General features: G+C 56.0%; 19 protein-coding genes and 1 riboswitch. Of the genes, 7 read left to right on the plus strand and 12 right to left on the minus strand.

Annotated features, from left to right (window positions below):
- Positions 1-89: 89 nt before the first annotated feature.
- Positions 90-2,171, minus strand: a complete 2,082-nt coding sequence (metG, locus tag ACXKZG_RS07480; RefSeq protein WP_346594086.1) for a methionine--tRNA ligase — start codon at positions 2,169-2,171, stop codon at positions 90-92.
- 186 nt (positions 2,172-2,357) lie between these two features.
- Between metG and apbC the strand changes: the two genes are divergently transcribed.
- On the plus strand, positions 2,358-3,470 hold the full coding sequence (gene apbC, locus ACXKZG_RS07485) for an iron-sulfur cluster carrier protein ApbC (RefSeq protein WP_488875925.1): 1,113 nt from the start codon (positions 2,358-2,360) through the stop codon (positions 3,468-3,470).
- Between the two features lie 35 nt (positions 3,471-3,505).
- On the opposite strand, the gene ACXKZG_RS07490 is transcribed toward apbC, so the two are convergent.
- Positions 3,506-3,928: a GNAT family N-acetyltransferase gene (locus ACXKZG_RS07490; RefSeq protein WP_346597849.1), complete on the minus strand. Its 423-nt coding sequence runs from the start codon at positions 3,926-3,928 to the stop codon at positions 3,506-3,508.
- Between the two features lie 27 nt (positions 3,929-3,955).
- A complete protein-coding gene (locus ACXKZG_RS07495; protein ID WP_013202987.1) occupies positions 3,956-4,201 on the minus strand; it encodes a hypothetical protein in 246 nt (81 codons plus the stop codon).
- 150 nt (positions 4,202-4,351) lie between these two features.
- Here ACXKZG_RS07495 and ACXKZG_RS07500 point away from each other — a divergent pair, with 150 nt between their 5' ends.
- Positions 4,352-6,229, plus strand: coding sequence for a potassium transporter Kup (locus tag ACXKZG_RS07500; RefSeq protein WP_346594088.1), 1,878 nt, complete (start codon positions 4,352-4,354; stop codon positions 6,227-6,229).
- Positions 6,230-6,412: 183 nt separating this feature from the next.
- Here the strand turns inward: ACXKZG_RS07500 and ACXKZG_RS07505 are convergent, their stop codons facing one another.
- Positions 6,413-6,676 carry a hypothetical protein gene (locus tag ACXKZG_RS07505; RefSeq protein ID WP_488875926.1) on the minus strand — a complete coding sequence of 88 codons (264 nt, stop codon included), beginning with the start codon at positions 6,674-6,676 and terminating at the stop codon, positions 6,413-6,415.
- On the minus strand, positions 6,666-6,788 hold the full coding sequence (locus ACXKZG_RS07510) for a hypothetical protein (protein ID WP_488875927.1): 123 nt from the start codon (positions 6,786-6,788) through the stop codon (positions 6,666-6,668). Before ACXKZG_RS07510 ends, ACXKZG_RS07505 begins: the two co-directional genes overlap by 11 nt.
- A 293-nt stretch (positions 6,789-7,081) precedes the next feature.
- Positions 7,082-7,184, plus strand: a riboswitch (TPP riboswitch).
- Positions 7,185-7,219: 35 nt separating this feature from the next.
- On the opposite strand from ACXKZG_RS07510, the gene thiM reads away from it, so the two are divergent.
- The 4 genes from thiM to ACXKZG_RS07530 all read left to right on the plus strand — a co-directional run bounded on the left by thiM (position 7,220) and on the right by ACXKZG_RS07530 (position 12,204).
- Entirely contained in the window at positions 7,220-8,005 is a 786-nt protein-coding gene (gene thiM, locus ACXKZG_RS07515; RefSeq protein ID WP_488875928.1) for a hydroxyethylthiazole kinase, read from the plus strand.
- Positions 8,002-8,802, plus strand: a complete 801-nt coding sequence (gene thiD / locus ACXKZG_RS07520; RefSeq protein ID WP_013202984.1) for a bifunctional hydroxymethylpyrimidine kinase/phosphomethylpyrimidine kinase — start codon at positions 8,002-8,004, stop codon at positions 8,800-8,802. The genes thiM and thiD overlap by 4 nt, the downstream gene beginning before the upstream one ends.
- 151 nt (positions 8,803-8,953) lie before the next feature.
- Positions 8,954-10,006: a class I fructose-bisphosphate aldolase gene (fbaB, locus tag ACXKZG_RS07525; RefSeq protein WP_488875929.1), complete on the plus strand. Its 1,053-nt coding sequence runs from the start codon at positions 8,954-8,956 to the stop codon at positions 10,004-10,006.
- Positions 10,007-10,158: 152 nt separating this feature from the next.
- Complete coding sequence (locus ACXKZG_RS07530; RefSeq protein WP_488875930.1) at positions 10,159-12,204, plus strand: FUSC family protein; 2,046 nt, start codon at positions 10,159-10,161, stop codon at positions 12,202-12,204.
- Here the strand turns inward: ACXKZG_RS07530 and ACXKZG_RS07535 are convergent.
- From ACXKZG_RS07535 to trhP, 6 genes are all read right to left on the minus strand, one after another.
- Positions 12,199-12,888 carry a GntR family transcriptional regulator gene (locus ACXKZG_RS07535; RefSeq protein WP_134824577.1) on the minus strand — a complete coding sequence of 230 codons (690 nt, stop codon included), beginning with the start codon at positions 12,886-12,888 and terminating at the stop codon, positions 12,199-12,201. The two genes, ACXKZG_RS07530 and ACXKZG_RS07535, sit on opposite strands and share 6 nt — an antisense overlap.
- 77 nt (positions 12,889-12,965) lie before the next feature.
- A complete protein-coding gene (locus ACXKZG_RS07540; RefSeq protein ID WP_488875931.1) occupies positions 12,966-14,429 on the minus strand; it encodes a mannitol dehydrogenase family protein in 1,464 nt (487 codons plus the stop codon).
- 44 nt (positions 14,430-14,473) lie between these two features.
- Entirely contained in the window at positions 14,474-15,757 is a 1,284-nt protein-coding gene (locus ACXKZG_RS07545; RefSeq protein ID WP_134824575.1) for an MFS transporter, read from the minus strand.
- Between the two features lie 69 nt (positions 15,758-15,826).
- Positions 15,827-16,837: a Zn-dependent oxidoreductase gene (locus ACXKZG_RS07550; protein ID WP_488875932.1), complete on the minus strand. Its 1,011-nt coding sequence runs from the start codon at positions 16,835-16,837 to the stop codon at positions 15,827-15,829.
- A gap of 973 nt (positions 16,838-17,810) precedes the next feature.
- Positions 17,811-18,710: a lipid kinase YegS gene (yegS, locus tag ACXKZG_RS07555; RefSeq protein WP_013202976.1), complete on the minus strand. Its 900-nt coding sequence runs from the start codon at positions 18,708-18,710 to the stop codon at positions 17,811-17,813.
- 294 nt (positions 18,711-19,004) lie between these two features.
- On the minus strand, positions 19,005-20,357 hold the full coding sequence (gene trhP, locus ACXKZG_RS07560) for a prephenate-dependent tRNA uridine(34) hydroxylase TrhP (RefSeq protein WP_049789662.1): 1,353 nt from the start codon (positions 20,355-20,357) through the stop codon (positions 19,005-19,007).
- A 68-nt stretch (positions 20,358-20,425) separates the two neighbouring features.
- Between trhP and ACXKZG_RS07565 the strand changes: the two genes are divergently transcribed.
- Complete coding sequence (locus tag ACXKZG_RS07565) at positions 20,426-20,593, plus strand: hypothetical protein (RefSeq protein ID WP_167738423.1); 168 nt, start codon at positions 20,426-20,428, stop codon at positions 20,591-20,593.
- A gap of 78 nt (positions 20,594-20,671) precedes the next feature.
- Here the strand turns inward: ACXKZG_RS07565 and baeR are convergent, their stop codons facing one another.
- The gene (baeR, locus tag ACXKZG_RS07570) at positions 20,672-21,379 is read right to left on the minus strand and encodes an envelope stress response regulator BaeR (RefSeq protein ID WP_013202974.1); all 708 of its coding nucleotides are present in this window, start codon (positions 21,377-21,379) and stop codon (positions 20,672-20,674) included.
- Positions 21,380-21,384 lie beyond the last annotated feature (5 nt).

Genomic DNA, 21,384 nt, shown 5'->3' on the forward strand with positions numbered 1-21,384 from the left:
ACGTGCTATCGGTCACACTGGGCAGAAGAGACAAACAAAAAAGGGGCGAACCTGAATTCGCCCCTTAAACATCTTAACGCAACGGGAAGTTATTTAACCTGCATACCCGGCTGAGCGCCGCTGTCGGCACCGAGGATAAACAGATCTTTGCCGCCAGGGCCGGCAGACAGCACCATGCCTTCTGACACGCCGAAACGCATTTTGCGCGGTGCCAGGTTGGCCACCACCACCGTTAAACGACCTTCCAGCACCGATGGGTCTGGATAGGCGGCGCGGATACCGGAGAAGATCTGGCGCGTTTCGTCGCCACCCATATCCAGCACCAGACGCAGCAGCTTGTCAGAACCCTCCACCAGCTCAGCGGTTTTGATCAACGCCACGCGCATATCCACTTTGGCAAAGTCATCAAAGCTGATGGTGTCGCCAACGCCGGCATCGGCTGAAGCAGCTGCTACCGTAGGTTTTGCCTCGCCGGATTTTTTCGCTTTGCTGTCTGCAACCGCAGGCGCATTGGCCACCGCAGCATCTTCTTTCGAGGCTTCAATCAGCGCGTTGACTTTGTCCATTTCAATGCGGCTGTACAGCGCTTTGAAGGCCGAGATTGTATGGTCCAGCAGCGGCTGCTGAATGCCATCCCAGCTCATTTCCACATTGAGGAAGGCTTCGGTGCGTTCGGTCAGTGATGGCAGCACCGGTTTCAACCAGGTCATCAGTACGCGGAACATGTTGATGCCCATCGAGCAGATCGCCTGCAGATCGGCATCGCGGCCTTCCTGCTTGGCGACAACCCACGGTGCCTGCTCGTCGACGTAGCGGTTTGCCACATCGGCCAGCGCCATGATTTCGCGCACGGCACGACCGAACTCGCGGCTGTTCCAGGCTTCGCCAATGCTGGCGGAGGCATCGGTGAAGGTTTTGTACAGCTCAGGATCGGCCAGCTCCGCGGAGAGTTTGCCGTCGAAACGCTTATTGATGAAACCGGCGTTACGGGAAGCCAGGTTCACCACTTTGTTAACGATATCGGCGTTCACGCGCTGCACGAAATCTTCCAGGTTCAGGTCGATATCGTCAATGCGCGAAGAGAGCTTCGCCGCGTAGTAGTAACGCAGGCTGTCTGCATCCAGGTGCTGCAGCCAGGTGCTGGCTTTAATAAAGGTGCCGCGAGATTTTGACATCTTCGCGCCGTTTACCGTCACATAACCGTGTACAAACAGGTTGGTCGGCTTACGGAAGTTGCTGCCTTCCAGCATCGCTGGCCAGAACAGGCTGTGGAAATAGACGATGTCTTTACCGATAAAGTGGTAAAGCTCGGCATCGGAATCTTTCTTCCAGAAGGCATCAAAATCGATGTCGCCGCGCTTGTCACACAGGTTCTTGAACGAGCCCATATAGCCAATTGGCGCATCCAGCCAGACGTAGAAGTATTTGCCCGGCGCACCCGGGATTTCGAAGCCGAAGTAAGGCGCATCGCGGGAGATATCCCACTGCTGCAGGCCAGACTCGAACCATTCCTGCATTTTATTCGCCACCTGCTCCTGCAGCGCGCCGGAGCGGGTCCAGGCTTGCAGCATAGCGCTGAACTCTGGCAGGTCGAAGAAATAGTGCTCAGAATCACGCATCACCGGCGTCGCGCCAGAGACCACCGACTGCGGATTGATCAGCTCGGTCGGGCTGTAGGTCGCGCCGCACACTTCACAGTTATCGCCGTACTGATCGGGCGATTTGCATTTCGGGCAGGTGCCTTTAACAAAACGGTCCGGCAGGAACATGCCTTTTTCCGGATCGTACAGCTGTGAAATGGTGCGGTTCTTGATGAAACCGTTCTCTTTCAGACGGGTATAGATCAGCTCGGACAGCTCACGGTTCTCGTCGCTGTGCGTCGAGTGATAGTTATCGTAGCTGATGTCAAAGCCAGCAAAATCTGTCTGATGTTCCTGACTCATCTCAGCAATCATCTGCTCAGGCGCAATACCCAACTGCTGAGCTTTCAGCATGATTGGCGTACCGTGTGCATCGTCCGCACAGATGAAGTAAACCTGATTGCCGCGCATTCGCTGGTAACGGACCCAAATATCTGCCTGGATATGCTCGAGCATGTGGCCGAGATGAATGGAACCGTTGGCGTACGGCAGTGCGCACGTTACCAATATTTTTTTCGCGACTTGAGTCATAGTAAGACTTGCTATACCTGTTTTAAAAGGGGGGATAGATGGTAACCGAAAGGCCGTCCCTGCGTAAACAATCCCGCGATCTCACCGCCGTTTTTTAAGGCCGGTAACATCACCGCCTGCCACTTCTGATATGCTTAAACCCATCTGAACCCATTAAAGAACTGATAAAGAAAACAAGGAGCCGGGATGACGGTACAAGCTCAGGGTCAACATTCACCGGAAGCGCTGCGTGCGATGGTGATGGGCACATTGACCACTTTTGAACATCCGACGCTGAAGCATAACCTCACCACCCTGAAGGCGTTGCACCACTGCGCGCTGATGGACAATACCCTGCATATTGATTTGGTAATGCCGTTTGCCTGGCATAGCGGTTTTGAAGCGCTGAAAGAGTCGACCAGCGCCGAGCTGTTACGTCTGACCAGCGCCACCGCTATCAGCTGGCGGTTGACGCACGATATAGCCACGCTGAAAAGAGTGAAAAATCATCCCGGTGCCACCGGCGTGAAGAACATTATTGCCGTCAGCTCGGGCAAAGGTGGCGTGGGAAAATCCAGCACCGCCGTCAATATGGCGCTGGCGTTGGCTGCTGAAGGAGCCAAAGTCGGGCTGCTGGATGCCGATATTTATGGTCCTTCGATCCCCGACATGCTCGGCACCCGTGATGAACGCCCAACCTCGCCAGACGGCACGCATATGGCGCCGATTATGGCGCACGGCCTGGCAACCAACTCGATTGGTTATCTGGTGACGGACGATAACGCCATGGTCTGGCGTGGGCCGATGGCCAGCAAAGCGCTGATGCAACTGCTGAACGAAACGATGTGGCCGGACCTCGACTATCTGGTGCTGGATATGCCGCCGGGTACCGGTGATATTCAGCTGACGCTGGCGCAGAATGTGCCGGTGACCGGTGCGGTGGTGGTGACCACGCCACAGGACATCGCGCTGGTGGATGCCCGAAAAGGTATCGTGATGTTTGAGAAGGTTAACGTCCCGGTATTAGGTATCGTTGAGAATATGAGTATGCATATTTGCAGCAACTGCGGTCACCACGAGGCTATTTTTGGCAGCGGCGGGGCGGATAAATTAGCAGAGCAATACCATACGCGCCTGCTGGCCCAGCTGCCGCTGCACATTACGTTGCGTGAGGATCTGGATGATGGACAGCCAACGGTGGTGCGTCGTCCGGATAGTGAGTTTACGGCGATGTATCGCCAACTGGCCGGTGCGGTGGCTGCCCAGCTTTACTGGCAAGGGGAAGTGATCCCTGCCGATATCGCCTTCCGCGCGGTCTGAGTCACCTTCTCCCGGTTTCATCGCCGGGAGAGCGTTCAGCGCACAAAATGCATCAGCCAGTACTCACCGTGTTCACTCTCGCCGTCAGAAATTATCGTCCAGCCATGCCGTTGATAAAAGGCCACCGCATGATGATTGGCCTTCATGCATTTCAACGCGCCGGTGGAGGTGAACGCCGCCTGCACGGCGGTCAGCAGCAGGCTGCCCACGCGCTTTCCCTGCCAGTCGGGGTCGATAAACAGGCTGTGCAGAAAATTATCGTTAGGTAACACCGCCGCAAATCCGAGGCGGTGACCGTTGTCTTCCGCCACCAGGATGCGCTCGCCCAGCGTGACCCGATCAAAATCTTCCAGCGCCCAGTCACTGCCATCCAGCCAGTGCCAGTTTGCCTTGCGCGACGCAAGAAACAGCGTGCGCAGGAAAGGGCGGTCGGCCTCAGTAAAGGGACGAACGTTCACGACTGGCTCCGGCGCGCGCGGGGACTATCAGACCGGCTTGACATGCCGTTCGCCATCAAGCCCGGTGCCGCGATAGTCGTAGTCAATTTTTCCGGCCTCAAACAGCTCATCAAGCACCTTAAAATTATCCGGTGGCGTCACGTTGCAACGGTGGTTAAGCGTGGTGTCGAGGATAGAAAACCCCCGATCCCCGCGTGAAATCTGTTTCAGGTATTGCAGCATCTTCAGCGCTGCCACGCTGATGCCGTACTGTTCATTAAGCGGTCTGGTCATAATGCGTTGCGTATTGTCTCGGCTCAGGACGGGATGATGCCCAAGAGTAGCGTATTGTTGGCCGTTAGCCAAAAGAGTCCTTGGGCGAAGTTGACGCTTTCCCATCTCCAGGCCAGTGTAAAGAGATTGGGGTTTCATAAGGAAGGCGCAATGACCGCCAGTCAGGACACACAAGAAAATACGCTTAGCCTGCCGGTACTTGCCGCCGGCGCGCTGGGGGTGGTATTTGGCGATATCGGCACCAGCCCGCTGTATACCTTAAAAACCGTGCTCTCTTTGTCGGGCGAAGGACCCACGCCGGAGGTGATCCTCGGGCTGCTGTCGCTGCTGTTCTGGACCATGGTGATGATCACCTCGGTAAAGTATGCCCTGTTTGCGATGCGCATCGATAACCATGGCGAAGGCGGCATTCTGGCGCTGATGTCGCTATTAGTACGTAAGGATAAACGGCGACCGCTGGTGCTGTTTGCCGGGCTTTTTGGTGCGGCGCTGATCTATGGCGACGGTGCGATCACGCCAGCGATCTCGGTACTCTCTGCCCTTGAAGGGCTGACCATCATCCTGCCGGAATCACAACCCTGGATCCTGCCTGGCGCGGTGGTGATCCTGCTGGCGCTGTTTGCCATTCAACCGCTGGGCACGGCGAAGATTGGCAAAGTCTTTGGTCCGATTATGGCGCTGTGGTTCGCGGTTATCGCCGGCCTGGGCATCTGGGGGATTGTGCAGCATCCTGCGGTGCTGGTGGCGCTCAACCCGATGTACGGTATCGACTTTCTCTTCTCCAACGGCATCGTCAGCTTTCTGGTGCTCGGCGGCGTATTCCTTTGCGTCACCGGTGCGGAAGCGCTGTATGCCGATATGGGCCATTTTGGCAAAAAGCCGATCTGGCTGGCCTGGTTTGCTATCGTCTTTCCCAGCCTGCTGCTCAACTACGCCGGACAGGCAGCGTTACTGCTTTCAGGTGCTGACGTGACGCAAAATATCTTCTTCCGGCTTTGCCCGCCGGTATTACAAATCCCGCTGGTGATCCTCGCCACTCTCGCCACCATCATTGCCAGTCAGGCGATTATCAGCGGTGCGTTTTCCATGACCCGTCAGGCAATTCAGCTAGGCTGGCTGCCGAGGCTGCGGGTTAAACAGACTACCGAAGAGAGCTACGGGCAAATCTATATCGGGGCGATTAACTGGTTGCTGATGGTGGTGACCATCTTTCTCGCGGTGTTCTTCAAATCTTCCGACAAGCTGGCAGCAGCCTATGGCATCGCCGTGTCGCTGACGATGATCATGACCTCCGGGCTGTTGTATGTTGCGATGCATGAGGTGTGGCGCTGGAACCGGCTCACCAGCCTGCTGATTGCCGGCGTGTTCTTTGTCATCGACCTGTGCTTCCTGGTCGCCAATATGAGTAAGGTGTTCGAGGGTGGCTATATGCCGCTGATCCTGGCGCTGGTCGTGTACGGCGTAATGCTGCTCTGGCACCGCGGCGTGGAAGCGGCGAGCAGGGCGGTGCACGAAAAATTTATTCCGGTGGACGACTTCCTGGCCATGCTGGAAGAAAAAGCCATACCCAGAGTACCGGGCACGGCGGTGTTTCTGACGCGGGAGAAAGAGGGCACGCCGCCGGTGATGCAGTGGCAGGTGAAGCGAAACGGCTCACTGCATGGGCACGTGCTGTCGCTGACGATCGCTATCGACAACGTTCCGCGCATCAATGCCGACGAGCGCTTAACCGTCACCCAGCTTGCGCCGGGCTTCTGGCACGCGCTGGCGGTGTATGGCTTTATGGAGCGGCCCAACATCCCTGCACTGTTACGCTATCCGCAACTGGATAACTGCGAGCTGGATACCGAGCATGTCACCTATTATCTGGGCCATGAAAACATCATCCCACGCGAAGGTAGCGGCGGCCTGCCGGCCTGGCAGCGCGTGATTTTCAGCTGGATGGCGCGCAACGGCATGCATGTGACCGACTACTACTACCTGCCCAGTGACCGTGTGGTGGAGATCGGTCGCCGCATCCCGGTGTAGCGGTGGAATGTTGATCTGATTACCGCCTGGGGGATGGTAAAGAAAAGCGCCATCCCCCTGGCGGCTGATAGTCGCTTGAGGAAGAGAACACCCAACTCAAGACGCTACTTGCCGAAGCCAGGCTGGATAAGCAGGCGCTTCAGGTGGCTCTTCTGCGCATCACCAAAGGGGCGCTGGAGCGGGTCATCTGACTTTCTTAAAGATGAGCAGGATCAATGGGACGCATACCGCGAAGCCTAATAGAGAGCCTAACGCTGAATCGGAATGATTTTGCGATAGCGCCTTAGCAAACCAGGTGCATTGAGAGGATGTAAATTCCCCTCCCTGGCTCATTGTCTCCGAAAAGTTAAGAGCGAAGACAAGATCGAAGTAAAGCACTAAAACGTAATACGCAACGCAGAGCAGCGCGATACTCACCCACCTTATCCAGAACTTCTTATTCATCATCGTAAGTGCAGTATTTCATTTCTTCTACATGGGATTCGAAAATCTGGCGTTGCTCGCCGTCTGCGTTAGCCAGCCGTTCCACGCTGTACGAATCCTTCAATAATGCGGTCACGGATAGGGTGATCGTATTGCTGTATTTCTGCATAAGTCCCTCTACTTGCTATAGAAATAATCACAGCGGTCATTTTACAAACATTAACCACATGCACAACAAGTATTAGATTTAAGCAAAACTGCTGATCCTGCTAATTGAGCGTTGACTCTAATCCTGGGGGCAGGTCAGGTGTGATAAAGCGGGTATAGAACTGCGGTAATCTTCTTACGCGAAAACCACTGCGGTAGGCATGTGGACACAGGCTTGTGCCAGCAAGCCACTTCCCGTAATCTGGCGGCTGATAGCACGTAGTTAATGACTCGGGGTGCCGTTTCTTTCCAAAGAAAGGGCTGAGAAAAACCCGTCGAACCTGAACTGGATAATGCCAGCGGAGGGAAGTCAGATGCCTGACCGCATCGCCTTCTTGATCGCCGGTTGGGAGTTGTACCATGAACCAACCTCATACCTTTGTCGCGGCGGATGCCGTGGCGTCGCTCCACCTCTTCCGTGAAAAATCGCCGTTAATTCACTGCCTGACCAACGATGTGGTGCAGACTTTTACTGCCAACGTGTTGCTGGCGCTGGGCGCATCGCCGGCGATGGTGATTGATCCCGACGAAGCCGCGCAGTTCAGCGCCATTGCCGATGCCGTGCTGGTCAACGTCGGCACGCTCACCCATTCCCGCAGTGCAGCAATGCTGGCTGCCGTGCACGCGGCCGGAAAGGCGCAGCGTGCCTGGACGCTGGATCCGGTTGCCGTCGGCGCATTGACCTTCCGCACTGAATTCTGTCAGCAGCTGCTGGAACACCGTCCTGCGGCTATTCGCGGCAACGCCTCGGAAATCATGGCGCTGGCGCGCCAGGCAACCTCCGGGCGCGGCGTCGACAGCCTGCATGACTCGGCGCTGGCGCTGGACGCCGCTCGTCTGCTGGCCAGCACCACCGGCGCCATCGTTGCGGTCACCGGGGAAACGGATTACGTCACCGATGGCCAACGGGTGCTGGCTGTGGCTGGCGGTTCGCCGTTGATGACCCGCGTGGTCGGCACCGGCTGCGCGTTGTCGGCGGTGGTGGCCGGATTTGCCGCGGTGCCTGGCGACCGGTTAACGCACGTTGCCAGCGCCTGCCGGATAATGAGCCTGGCAGGCGAACGCGCGGCGATGGCGGCAGCGGGTCCCGGCAGTTTTGTTGCGCTGTTCCTCGACGAGCTGTTCACTCTGGAGGTTCAGGGATGAAGCGCATCAACGCACTGAGCATTGCCGGAACCGATCCCAGCGGTGGCGCGGGCATTCAGGCCGATCTGAAAACCTTCTCGGCGCTGGGTGCCTATGGCACCACCGTGATCACCGCGCTGGTGGCGCAGAATACCTGTGGCGTGCAGTCGGTTTACCGCATTGAGCCCGACTTTGTCGCGGCACAATTACATTCCGTGCTGAGCGACGTGCGCATCGACAGCGTAAAAATCGGCATGTTAGCCAGCAGCGATATCGTCAAGGTGGTGGCTGAAGGACTGAAGGCCTCGTCCGTGCCGTGGATTGTGCTGGATACGGTGATGCTGGCGAAAAGTGGCGATCCGCTGCTTTCGCCGACGGCGGTTGCCACGCTGCGTGAGTGCCTGTTGCCGCACGTTTCACTGATCACGCCAAATCTGCCGGAAGCGGCGGCGCTGCTGGAGTGTCCGGTTGCCACTAACGAAGATGAGATGCGGCGACAGGGAAGGGCGCTGTTAGCGCTGGGTTGCCAGGCGGTGCTGATGAAAGGCGGACATCTGAGCGATGCCGAAAGCCCGGACTGGCTGTTCAGCCGCCAGCTGGAGCAGCGTTTTACCGCGCCGCGCGTGCCAACAAAGCATACCCATGGCACCGGCTGTACGCTTTCCGCTGCGCTGGCCGCGCTGCGACCCCGGCATGATAACTGGGTGTCGACGGTGCAGGACGCCAAGGGCTGGTTACAGGGCGCGCTGGAGCAGGCCGATTCGCTGGAAGTCGGCAAGGGCATCGGCCCGGTGCACCATTTTCATCGCTGGTGGTAGCGGACGATCGGCAACGTTTACACTGGGATCGTTCTGAAAAATGGAGTCAGCAATTTGCCTTAATGTCCGGTTAGGGTCCACGCTGTTGGGGTCAGAAATCATTCATGGCAGGCGTTAATGCCTGCCGGTTTCACCTTAAACAGGAGCTAACATGACGGACATCGTACAGTTATTGGGCAAAGAAGCTGACACTCTTCTGCAACATCGCTGCATGACCATTCCAGCGGAAAGCCTTTATTTACCGGGCGCGGATTATGTTGATCGGGTGATGATCGACAACAATCGTTCTCCTGCCGTGTTACGCAATATGCAGACCCTCTACAACACCGGCCGTCTGGCCGGCACCGGATACCTGTCAATCCTGCCGGTCGATCAGGGCGTCGAGCACTCGGCGGGCGCGTCATTTGCTGCCAATCCACTCTATTTCGATCCAAAGAACATCGTCGAGCTGGCCATCGAGTCGGGCTGTAACTGCGTGGCCTCCACCTATGGCGTGCTGGCCTCGGTGTCGCGCCGTTATGCGCACCGCATTCCGTTTATGGTCAAACTGAACCATAACGAAACTCTCAGCTATCCCACGCAATACGATCAGACGCTGTATGCCAGTGTCGATCAGGCCTTTAAGTTAGGGGCGGTTGCCGTGGGCGCCACCATCTATTTCGGTTCTGAACAGTCTCGTCGCCAGCTGGAAGAAATCTCCGTCGCCTTTGAGCGCGCTCATGAGCTGGGTATGGTCACCGTACTGTGGGCCTACCTGCGTAACAATGACTTCAAGAAAGAGGGTGTGGATTACCATGCCAGCGCGGATCTGACCGGTCAGGCTAACCATCTGGCGGCCACCATCGGTGCCGATATCGTCAAGCAGAAGATGGCGGAAAACAATGGTGGGTATAACGCGGTGAAGTTCGGCTCAACCGACGAGCGCGTTTACAGCAAATTAACCAGCGACAACCCGATCGATCTGGTGCGTTACCAGCTGGCAAACTGCTATATGGGCCGTGCCGGGTTAATTAACTCGGGTGGCGCAGCGGCAGGTGAAACCGATACCGCCGAATCTGTGCGCACCGCGGTGATCAACAAGCGCGCGGGCGGTATGGGGCTGATTTTAGGCCGTAAAGCCTTTAAGAAATCGATGAAGGATGGCGTGGCGCTGATCAATTCGGTGCAGGATGTCTATCTGGCGAAAGACGTCACCATTGCTTAATCGCTAACGATAAGGGGTTGACAATGATTAGCCCCTTATCTTTCACCCTATGTGATTATTTTGTTACAAACTATCGATGCTTAAGCCTCTCCACTCTTGCCTGAAAATCGCTAAAATAGCGCTTTAGTCTGACGTGAGCCGTGAAGTAAATAATGAAGTGGTTATCTAAAAATGCGTGGTTATTTGCCGTTAAAACCTGCATTGCCGCCTTTATCGCCTTATATATCGCGCTGAAACTGAACCTGGATAAACCGGCCTGGGCCATGGTCTCGGTTTACGTGATTTCACAGCTGTATTCTGCCTCCACCCTGTCGAAAGCCTTGTTCCGCTTTCTTGGCACCGTGCTGGGCGGGATCTTTATCTTTCTGATCTACCCGATTACCGTTACCCATCCGATGCTGTTCAGCCTCTGCGTTTCGCTGTGGGTTGCCTGCTGCCTGTATCTGTCGCTGCATGACCGCACGCCGAAGAGCTACGTGTTTATGCTGGCAGGCTACAGCGCGGCGATCATGGGCTTTGCCGATGTCACCACGCCGCTGTCGATCACCTATACGGTGATTTCCCGTATCGAAGAAATTACCGTGGCGATTATCTGCAGCAGCCTGGTGCATATGCTGGTTTTCCCGGTACGGATGCGCAATTTGTTGGAAAACAGCGTCAGTAACTGGTTCGACAGTGCAAAGAACGTCTGCACCGAACTGCTGACCATTGAATCGAAAGAGAGCTCGCCCGAAAGGGACCAAATCCTGGTGCAGATGGCGAACTATCCGGTGGCGGTTGAAACCCTGATCACCCATTGCGTGTATGAAGGCGACTCCGCGCGCAAGCTCATCCGTCTGGTCAGCGCGCAGTATCAGCATCTTTCCTATCTGATCCCAACGCTGACCGCGATTGAGAAGCGCCTGAGCCTGCTGGCGGAGCAGGGCATCACCTTCCCGGATTTTGTCGCCGAGTCGTTCAGTCACTTCCTTGTCTGGCTGAACAGCCCGGAACAAAGCGGCCAGGCGCAGTCGATTGAGGCAGACATCACTGCCTCGCAGGAGCGGATCAAAGCGCTGTATGGCCGCGGTGAAATGAACGCGGAAGAAGGTTTGTTGCTGATTGGGTTACTGGAAAGGCTGCTGAATTTTATCCGCATTGCCGATTCCTATTTCAACGCCCGCGAGCGCGTCAGCCAGCTGTCGCCGGAGAAAAAGCGCGGCAGGCTTAAGCTGATCAGGAAGCACCGCGATAAAGGGCTGATCCTGTTATCGGCCTTCACCGCGTTCACTGCCACGATGATCGGCTGTATTTTCTGGATTGGCACCGGCTGGAAAGATGGCGCGTCGACGCCGATGATAGCCGCGGTTGTCTGTTCGTTCTTCGCGGCGATGGACAGCCCGATCGCTTCGATGAAGGTGTTTCTGAAAGGGGTATTGATCGCCATTGTGATCAGCGTGCTGTACGTCGGGCTGCTGATCCCGATGACCGTAACCTTTGAATCACTGATTATCTGTCTGGCGCCGGGACTGCTGGCGCTGGGACTGGTCATCGCCAATCCGTCGACCAACTTTATCGGGCTGATTATCGCCACCCAGATCCCCGGTTTTATCGGCATGACGCACGATTTGCAGCCCGACCTGCTGTCGATCCTTAATGCCTCGATCTCAACCGTGGTGGGCATTTTACTGGCGGTGCTGGTCACGGCCATTATCCGTAACAGAAGGCCGGCCTGGTCTGCCAGACGCGTGTTGCGTAAAGGGATTAAGGAGCTGCTGCAGTTCACCGGCGAAATCAAAATCAACGCTTCTTCGCTGCTGTCGCGTCAGCAGTATGTCGCCAGCATGATCGATAAAATCAACGTCATCCTGCCGCGTAACCGCATCGATCCTTCGCCCGGCGTGGCGCTGGGAGGCAATCTGATTACCGAAATCTGGCTTGGGGTGAACTGCTATGACTTTTACGCCAGGCATCAGGCGATTATCAAAGACCATCAGCTGGAAACCGATGCGGTGATGTTTGAGATTAATCAGTACTTTAAAAAGCGGCTCAAGGATATTCACCTTGAGCCGCCGCAATCGTTGCTGACAGAGTTAAATCAGCTGCTGGTTAAAACCGAGGCATTGTGTCGTGCAGATATGGCGCTGTTCAGGCCGCTGTTCTATCTGTTCAATATCCGCATGGCACTCTATCCGACGCAGAGATGGCCAGCGTTATAGCGGCTTTTCAAACCACTCGCTGTTTTGCTCAGCAATCGGCGTGATGGAGAAAATCATCTCCTGAAGGTGACGGCGCAGGGCGTGCTCGGCGCCGTCGACATCTCTTGCAACCAGCGCCTGATAAATCTCCTGATGTTGCTGGATCAGGCTTTCCGGCGGGGAGACTTTGCTTAACGTCAGGAAGCGCACCCGATCCATGGCCGCTTTAATGTTTTCGACCGTTTCCCATGACAGCTCGCAGTTTATGCTCTGCGCAATCAGGCGATGGAACTCATCATCGAGCAGTAAAAAGGCCTGGCTGTCATGACGCTCAGCGGCCATTTTCTGCAGCTGAAGATTGTGTTCAAGCTGGGCCAGCGATTCGGCAGACGCCTCGACAGCCGCCCGGCGGATCACTGCCACTTCTACCGCTTCACGGATAAAACGTCCATCCGCCACGCGCTTGGCCGAAATTTTGCGTACGAAGGTGCCGCGCTGGGGCAAAACCTGCACCAGCCCAGCTTCGGCAAGCTTAATAAAGGCTTCACGCACCGGCTGGCGTGAAACGCTGAACCGCGAGGAAACCTCTTTTTCTGACAGCAGCGAACCCGGTGGGATCGCGCAGGTCACGATGTCCTGGCGCAGGAAGCGGTAAATTTGCTGATTTACCGGTTCGTTGGCGGTAATGATATAAGCGGTAGACATTAAGTAATATCCCTATACCTTCTGGACGAAAGTCTAAGTCTAAACAGGGCGCTGGCTCTTCGCCAGCGCTTATTCGCTTAAGCCTGCGTCAGGGCAATTTTTACCGTCTCTTTGGCGCCTTTTTCCCGTAAAAGCTGATAGAAATGGTTCACTTTTGCGACGAATGCCGGTTCAGCGGCCAGATCTTCGCCAAATACCGCTTTTAATGACAGCAGGCCGGCAATCCGTGCCTCGCCATCCGCGGTTTCTGCAACGCGTTGCGCCAGCCGATCGCGCATCGGATCGCGGATTTCAATCGGCTGACCCTGCTCATCAACACCGCCGACATAACGCATCCAGCCCGCCACGCCCAGCGCCAGTAAGTCGTAGCTGCCGCCATGCTTCAGGTGCCAGCGAATGCTGTCCAGCCAGCGCTGGGGCAGTTTTTGTGAACCATCGTTAGCGATCTGCGCGGTGCGGTGTTTAATCGCCAGGTTTTCATAACGGGCGATCAGCGAGTTGGCATACGCCGGCAGATCGACGCCTTGAGTGCTCAGGGTCGGTGCCTGCTCGTCCAGCATCAGACTCAGGGCGGCCTGACGATAGTGTGGGTCCGCCATACAATCACTGATGTGCTGATATCCGGCCAGATTACCCAGGTAGGCGAGGAAGGAGTGGCTGCCGTTCAACATGCGCAGCTTCATCTCTTCAAATGGCAGCACGTCGCTGACCAGCTCTGCACCGGCTTTTTCCCATTCAGGACGGCCGCTGACAAAGTTGTCCTCAATCACCCATTGCAGGAAGGGTTCGCACACCACGCCGACCGGATCGTCGCAACCGAGCTTGTCGCGCATCGCCGCATGGGTTTCGTCCGTCATCGCCGGCACAATGCGATCGACCATGGTGGAAGGGAAGGTGACGTGCTGTGCAATCCACTCCGCCAGTTCGTGACTCTGTTTTTCCGCCAGACCAAGCACCACGTTGCGGGTAACGTGGCCATTTTCCGGCATGTTATCGCAGGACATCACGCTCAGCGGCGGCAGGTTGCGTTCGCGACGACGGACGATGCCGGCAAGGATAATGCCCGGCAGGGAAGTGGGTGCGTTGGGATGGGCGAGGTCATGGACGATCGACGGGTGCGCCAGATCCAGCTTGCCGCTGGACGGTTCATAGCAGTAGCCTTTTTCGGTCACCGTCATCGAAACGATTGCCACGTCCGGCTGCGCCAGCGCTTCAATTACCGCATCAATGCCGTCTGATTTGCCATGCAGGGCGTCCTTCACCACGCCAATCACCCGCAGCGCCATCTGGTCACCGGACATTTCGGCCACGGTGTAGCAGTAATCCTGCTGTTTCAGGGCCTGAATCAGTTCGCCGCTGTTGAGGTTAACTTCGCAGTAACCCCAGTCACTGCCGCGTTCGCTGGCCAGTCTGTCGCTACAAACGGCCTGATGGGCACGGTGAAAGGCACCAAAGCCGATATGCACCATGCGCGTTTTGAGCTTCTGGCGGTCGTAATCCGGGCGGACCACGTCCGCAGAAAGATGGTCAAGTGAAAGCATCGATAATCCCTTCTGTTACGGCGCGGGAGAACCCGCGCTGAATGTCACACTGAAACCGCTTTATTTTGCGTCTTCGGGCTTTTGATAACAAAGAACACCAGTACTGCACCGAGTGCTGCGACCGCGCCCGCCAGCACAAAGGCGCTGTCGAACTTGCCGGTGTGGTGGACGATATAGCCGGTCACAATCGGGCCGACGATGCCCGACAGGCTGCCGATCAGATGAATGAATCCGCTGATCCCGCCGACGCGGCTTTTGTGCACCACATCCTGGATAATCGCCCAGTAGATGGCACCGGTGATGTACAGGAAGAAGATCGACACTGACATCAACGCCACGGCTGGATAGGTCCCTTTTACAGAACCTGCCAGCGCCACACAAATAGCAGCGGCCAGCAGCGAGACGACCAGCACAATTTTTCGTGAAAGCAGCAGTTTACCGGTGATTTTAAAGATTTTATCGGAAATCAGTCCGCCGAGCGCCAGGCCAACGAAGCCGACAATCCACGGGATCATGGTGGTGATACTCATCGATTTGATATCGAGGTTATGCGCCTGCACCAGGTAAGCCGGGAACCAGCTCAGGAAGAAGAACAGGATGTAGTTGTAGCAGAAGAAGGCAAATGCGGTAACCAGGATAATCGGCTGGCGCAGGTAGTAACCCAGGCCGTGAGCCGCCTGCGCTAACTCATCTTCCGGCGTGGTTTGTTCTTCTTTCAGCTTGGCAATCAGGGCACGTTCATCCTGACTGACGCGACGGCTTTTCAATGGGTTATCGGAGGCAATCAGGAACCAGGCAATCATCCAGACGATGCCGACCGAGCAAATGATGATGAACGCCGGACGCCAGCCGAATGCCAGTGCCAGATAGCCGATGATTGGGCCAGCGACCGCGCCACCGAGAGGCGAGCCGGCGCTGAGGAAGCCCATGGCCGTGGCGGCCTGTTTTTTCGGGAACCAGCCGTTGATGGCTTTGTTCGCCGAGGCGCAGATCGGGCCTTCAGCCATACCAAACAGCACGCGCAGGATCAGCATTGACCAGAAGCCGGTTGCCACCGCCGTCAGGCCGCAGAACAGAGACCACAGGCCAACCGCCACGCCCATCACGATGGTCGGGCCGAACTTGTCGGTCGCCAGGCCACCGATGAAGTTGAAGATGGCGTAACCGAAGAAGAAGCTGCCGAAAATCAGGCCGAACTGTTCGGCATTCAGCATCAGATCTTTTTCGATCATCGGTACCGTCAGCGAGAGGGCAACACGATCGAGGTAATTGATCATGTAGACCATAAACAGCAGAAGTACGATAGTCCAACGTAGGTTTTTGAACATAGTAATTCCTTGATTATTCTTATAATAGTGGTGATTTTTCTTGCCGGCGAGGCACCGGCAAGCCCGGGTTTATTCCACGGCTAAGATGACTTTACAGCAGCTACGTGGATCTTTTTCGAACAGCGTCATCGCGTGTTCAATTTCTGCGAGAGGGAAGTAGTGAGTGACCAGCTTTTCTGGCTGGATCAGGCCCTGTTCCATCCAGCTAATCACTTCAGGGAAGCGATGGCTGTTGAGACGTGAGGTAAACAGTGACAGTTCCTTGCTGGTCAGGCTTTGCTGAGTAATCGAGCAGGCTTCACCCGAGAAGCCCAGCAGGCCGATACGTCCGGCAGGCGAGGCCAGCGCAGCGGCTTCCGCGAGGATTGCCGGATGGCAGGCGGCGTCAATGATAAGCGTCGGCATTTCGCCTTCGAGCTGAGCAGCCAGCGGGATGTCACTGTTATTCAGCACCACGTCAGCGCCATTGTCTTTCGCCATCGCAAGGCGTTCTGGCAGGCGGTCCGCCACAATCACTTTGCGCACCTTATAGACGCCTTTCAGCACCTGAATCGCGGTTAATCCCATTGGGCCGGATCCAAAGATCAGCGCGACGTCATCAGGCTGCGGCTTAAGGAAAGCGGTGATGTTCGCGGCGATGGTGAACGGTTCGACCAGGCTGGCGAGTTTGTCCGGGATGCTTTCCGGCAGCGTATAGGCATTGGCCGCAGGAGCCACCGCATATTCACTGAACCCGCCATCGCGATGCACGCCAATCACCTGCAGTTCACTGCAAACGTTAGGGCGGCCGATGGAGCACGGGTAGCAATGGCCACAGCTGACCACCGGGTCAACGGCCACGCGTTCGCCGATACGGGCCGCATCGACACCTTCACCCACCGCATCAATGCGGCCAAAGAATTCATGGCCGATGACGCGAGGATAGCGGGCAAACGGGTTGTGGCCATGCCAGATATGCACATCCGATCCGCAGATGCTGGCGTACTGAACTTTCACTCTGACTTCGCCAGCGGCAGGAGCCAGTTCAGGGCGATCCTGGACCTGCAATTCACCCGGACGTTCGATGACGATGCTTTTCATGGCATTTCCTTATGGACTTAGTATGCTGAAAAAATACGCTCTGGCGTACTACCATACAAGTTGCCAGTGTCGGATGTTCGACGGGGATCACATTTGTTACTGAGGATGGTGGGTTTGTTAATTGCTAAGGCAGGGACTAAGGGAGTGAGGGGGAAGGGGTTAAGGGCAAAGAGGGCTTCGGTGTCATGGCGTCCGCCTAGTGCACGTTATCCGAGACGCCGTGAACCCATCCCTGGGGGCTTGGCTGCCGCTTCCCTGCGGCAGACACTCGGCTAACGTGCACTATGCTGCCACCTTATAACATCGGCGTTTTTGTTCAGGTTGATGGTCACACAGGTCAAGAGCAAGGGTAGTGAAAATGCAGTTTATGGAAGATGAGAGGGTTAGATTTTTGTGGGGATTCTTTTGTTAAGGGCAAAGAGGGCTTCGGTGTCAGGGCGTCCGCATAGTGCACGTTATCCGAGACGCCGTGAACCCCTCCCTGGGGGCTTGGCTGCCGCATCCCTGCGGCAGACACTCGGCTAACGTGCACTATGCTGCCACCTTATAACATCGGCGTTGTGAGCTAATTGAGGGGATACACAGGTCAAGGGCAACCGGAAAGTCGATGGCGAAATGAACAGCGACATGGGAAGGGATAACGATGTTGGTTTGGGTATAGATGTTGATTTGTGTGGCCCTTATCAAACAGGCAACAATGAAGCTTAGGGGAAGGGAGAGCAGGGTGATAAGCAAAGCATCAGCGGCAGGGATGCCGCTGCTGAGCCCCCAGGGATGGGTGCACGGCGACTTTGCGTTCACCCTGCTCTCCCTGAGCAAACCACCCAATCAGCCAGAAAACTCGCTAACGCTCAGCAGTCAAATCTCCCTGAGCAAACCACCCGATCAGCCAGACAACTTGCTAACGCTCAGCGGTCAAATCTCCCTGACCTTGGCACCAGCCAGGCAGGCAACTTATCCCTAAACCCTAACCCTATGCCAGCAGCTCGCACGACGGCGGCAGACGGCAGGCGATGGCGGCGGGCATCACTTCAATGTGGAATGATTTTCCACTCAGCGGTTCGCCGTCGAGGTTAAAAGTCATCTCGTGCGGCGCGGTGATGTCTAACCACGGCAGAGAGGCGCGAATGATATTGGGATTGTCATCATCACCCCCGATCACCGAATTTAACAGCGTTGGCAGGATCTCTTTGGAGGTGACAATGCTGACCTCAATCTTGCCATCATTGATCAGGGCGGCCGGGCACAACCTCTGACCGCCACCCGCCTGACGTCCATTACCGATGCCGATCACCAATGCATCGCCATCCCAACGGAAGTCCGGGCCGCTCAACTCGCAACTGTCTGCTTTTAGCGTATCCATACGCATCAGCCCATGAATAAAGTAGGAGACGCCACCCAATGCGGATTTCAGCTTTTCCGGCGTTTCGGTAGTGATGCGGGTGCCAAAACCACCAGTGGCCATATTGATGAAATAGTGCGTCTGATTTACCCGTGCCAGATCGATCGGGGTCGCTTTGCCGACGATCGCCAGCCGTAACGCATTCTCCATCTCCTGCGGAATACCGGCAGAGGTGGCAAAATCATTGGCGGTGCCTAACGGGATAATGCCCAACACCGGGCGCTGTGAGGCATCGAGTTTCGCCAACGCCGTGGCAATCTCATTGATGGTGCCATCGCCGCCGCCTGCTACCACGGTCTCAGCCTGAATTGCTACGGCTTCGCGCACGTAACGCTCGCCGTCTCCGTGTTCCCAGGTGACGCGGATCTCAATGGGATAACCTTCCTTGCGCAGCGTAAAAATGGCTTCACGCAGGTCTTCATTGCCTGCGCCTTTGCCGTTCAGTATCACCAGCGTAATTGGTTGTTCCATGTCTGTTTTCCCGTCAGTGCTGACCCGTTCAGGCCCAAAAGTGCTTCAGTTATAGCACATTTTGCACCCTCAACGAAAAACCAGGCCGCGCAGGCAAAAGAAAAGCCCGTCCGGGGGAGCCGGACGGGCCAAGGAGGTGGTTCCTGATAAAGACTGCCGTTTCGAATTCTCGTTTTTGACAAGGCGCATTCTAGCCAGAAAAGGCCTGGGGTTATGTGATCAAATTCTAATAAAAGTAACCCGAAGTAACTTTATTGCGCTAGCCGGTGCGACCTTCCATCCAGTCTGGAACAATCAACGGGCAGCCGGATCGGCGTAAGCCGTTGATCCAACTGCATCGATCGCCGGTTCTGCCGATGCATCCGGGAAGTTACGCATTAACAGTGCGAACGTCAGATCGATATCTTCCGGCACGCTGATCCAGACAAAATGCCCGTTGCCAGGCGCGACGAGAGTGGGCTGAAGCTTGGTGTTTACCATCTCAGGCAGATCGAAATTAACGTTTCCTGCCGGGGTCATCAGCTCAAGATTGTCGCCGACGCTGAACTTGTTCTTCACCTCAACCAGCACTTTGTCTCCGCGACGCTCACCGGTAAATTCACCAACGAATTGCTGACGGTCAGAGGCAGAATGACCATAGTCATAATTCTGGTAACTGTCGTGGGTGTGACGGCGCAGGAAACCCTCGGTGTAGCCGCGATGCGCCAGACCGTCCAGCGTGCCGAGCAGAGATTCATCAAACGGCTTTCCCGCCGCGGCATCATCAATTGCCCGACGATACACCTGGGCTGTGCGCGCGCAGTAGTAATGCGACTTGGTGCGGCCTTCGATCTTCAGCGAATGTACGCCCATTTGCGTCAGACGACCGACATGCGCAACGGCGCGGAGGTCTTTCGAGTTCATAATGTAAGTGCCGTGCTCATCCTCGAAAGCGGTCATCTGTTCGCCGGGGCGCATCGCTTCTTCAATCAGATAGACTTTGTCGGTAGGCTGACCGGCGCCGAGCGTGGGCTCAACGGTCTTCACCGGGATCGGCTGGTATTGCTGCACGATTTGCCCAACATCATCCACCTTGCCTTCCTGCACCTTGTACTCCCAGCGGCAGGCATTGGTGCAGGTTCCCTGATTGGGATCGCGTTTGTTAATGTAGCCGGAAAGCAGACACCGGCCTGAATAGGCCATGCACAGCGCGCCGTGCACGAAAATCTCCAGCTCCATTTCAGGCACCTGCTCACGGATCTCGGCGATTTCTTCCAGAGACAGTTCGCGCGAAAGGATCACGCGTGTCAGGCCCATCTGCTGCCAGAATTTTACCGTTGCCCAGTTCACCGCGTTGGCCTGCACCGATAGATGCACGTCCATCTGCGGAAAGGCGTCACGCACCAGCATAATCAGACCCGGATCGGACATGATCAGTGCGTCCGGGCCCATCTCGATCACCGGACGCAGATCGCGAATAAAGGTTTTCAGCTTGGCGTTATGCGGCGCGATATTTACCACCACATAGAATTTCTTACCCAGCGCATGCGCTTCGTTAATGCCCAGCGCCAGGTTCTCGTGGTTGAATTCGTTATTACGCACCCGAAGGCTGTAACGTGGCTGGCCGGCATAGACGGCGTCAGCGCCGTAGGCGAAGGCGAAGCGCATGTTTTTCAGGGTGCCGGCGGGGGATAGCAATTCCGGTTTCAACGTGAGTATCTCTTGAGGGATCCCCAATGTCTTTCGGGCTACAGCTGCGTTGGCTGCTCAGCTCCACCCCAGTCACTTACTTCAGTAAGCTCCTGGGGATGAAGCTGCTTGCCGCCTTGCTGCAACCCGAAATCCAAATGGGGATGAGCGTGCAGGAGGGGCAAAGAACGTTCAACAATGGTTATCAGGTTTGAAAGCAATGAAGGCCGTCAGTGACGGCCTTACAAAATTTGCGGGAATTGTAGAGGTTGGGGCGGGGAATGTAAATTGACCTAGATCAAACGGCAGACATCTGCTTCCCAGCGGTAACCCATACCGTAGACCGCGCGGATAAAGGGCTGGTCGGAATCCAGCAGCTCCAGTTTACGGCGCAGGTTTTTTATATGGCTGTCGATGGTCCGGTCGGTGACCACGCGGTAATCATCATAAAGATGGTTAAGCAGCATTTCCCGGGAGAACACCTTGCCAGGCTCCTGAGCCAGCGTCTTTAGCAGACGAAACTCAGCAGGCGTCAAATCGAGTGGGCCCTGGTCCCAACTGGCCTGGAAGCGATTTTCATCGATGACCAGCAGTGAGGCTTTCTGCGCTTCTTCCGGCGTCCGCTTGCAGCGTTTGAGAATGGTTTTAACCCTGGCCACCACTTCACGCGGGCTGAACGGTTTGCAGATGTAATCATCCGCACCGATTTCCAGCCCAAGCAGACGATCGATCTCTTCGGTTTTGGCAGTGACCATCATGATCGGCAAATCGGAGAAACGGCGAATTTCGCGGCAAACCGTCAGGCCATCCATGCCGGGTAACATCAGGTCCAGCAGGATCATGTCCGGCGGCGTCTGTTTTACCCAGTCCAGCACCTCATCTCCACGCAGAAGATGGTGGGTGCGATAATTGGCCGCCTGAAGATAATCCACCATCAGCTGGCCAAGTTTGGGTTCGTCTTCAACCACTAAAATCAGCGGGGCAAGCGTTTCCTGTTCCATAACAC

Source organism: Erwinia sp. 2186, assembly GCF_057812255.1.

Bases quoted from the DNA above. Each gene is read 5' to 3' on its own strand.
- ACXKZG_RS07550 (WP_488875932.1), bottom strand. From the start codon at position 16,837: ATGAAAAGCATCGTCATCGAACGTCCGGGTGAATTGCAGGTCCAGGAT.
- ACXKZG_RS07535 (WP_134824577.1), bottom strand. From the start codon at position 12,888: ATGTCTACCGCTTATATCATTACCGCCAACGAACCGGTAAATCAGCAA.
- ACXKZG_RS07505 (WP_488875926.1), bottom strand. From the start codon at position 6,676: ATGATGAATAAGAAGTTCTGGATAAGGTGGGTGAGTATCGCGCTGCTC.
- thiM (WP_488875928.1), top strand. From the start codon at position 7,220: ATGAACCAACCTCATACCTTTGTCGCGGCGGATGCCGTGGCGTCGCTC.
- thiD (WP_013202984.1), top strand. From the start codon at position 8,002: ATGAAGCGCATCAACGCACTGAGCATTGCCGGAACCGATCCCAGCGGT.
- ACXKZG_RS07545 (WP_134824575.1), bottom strand. From the start codon at position 15,757: ATGTTCAAAAACCTACGTTGGACTATCGTACTTCTGCTGTTTATGGTC.
- fbaB (WP_488875929.1), top strand. From the start codon at position 8,954: ATGACGGACATCGTACAGTTATTGGGCAAAGAAGCTGACACTCTTCTG.
- apbC (WP_488875925.1), top strand. From the start codon at position 2,358: ATGACGGTACAAGCTCAGGGTCAACATTCACCGGAAGCGCTGCGTGCG.
- metG (WP_346594086.1), bottom strand. From the start codon at position 2,171: ATGACTCAAGTCGCGAAAAAAATATTGGTAACGTGCGCACTGCCGTAC.
- ACXKZG_RS07530 (WP_488875930.1), top strand. From the start codon at position 10,159: ATGAAGTGGTTATCTAAAAATGCGTGGTTATTTGCCGTTAAAACCTGC.
- baeR (WP_013202974.1), bottom strand. From the start codon at position 21,379: ATGGAACAGGAAACGCTTGCCCCGCTGATTTTAGTGGTTGAAGACGAA.
- ACXKZG_RS07565 (WP_167738423.1), top strand. From the start codon at position 20,426: ATGTCTTTCGGGCTACAGCTGCGTTGGCTGCTCAGCTCCACCCCAGTC.
- ACXKZG_RS07540 (WP_488875931.1), bottom strand. From the start codon at position 14,429: ATGCTTTCACTTGACCATCTTTCTGCGGACGTGGTCCGCCCGGATTAC.
- ACXKZG_RS07500 (WP_346594088.1), top strand. From the start codon at position 4,352: ATGACCGCCAGTCAGGACACACAAGAAAATACGCTTAGCCTGCCGGTA.
- ACXKZG_RS07495 (WP_013202987.1), bottom strand. From the start codon at position 4,201: ATGACCAGACCGCTTAATGAACAGTACGGCATCAGCGTGGCAGCGCTG.
- trhP (WP_049789662.1), bottom strand. From the start codon at position 20,357: ATGCGCTTCGCCTTCGCCTACGGCGCTGACGCCGTCTATGCCGGCCAG.
- yegS (WP_013202976.1), bottom strand. From the start codon at position 18,710: ATGGAACAACCAATTACGCTGGTGATACTGAACGGCAAAGGCGCAGGC.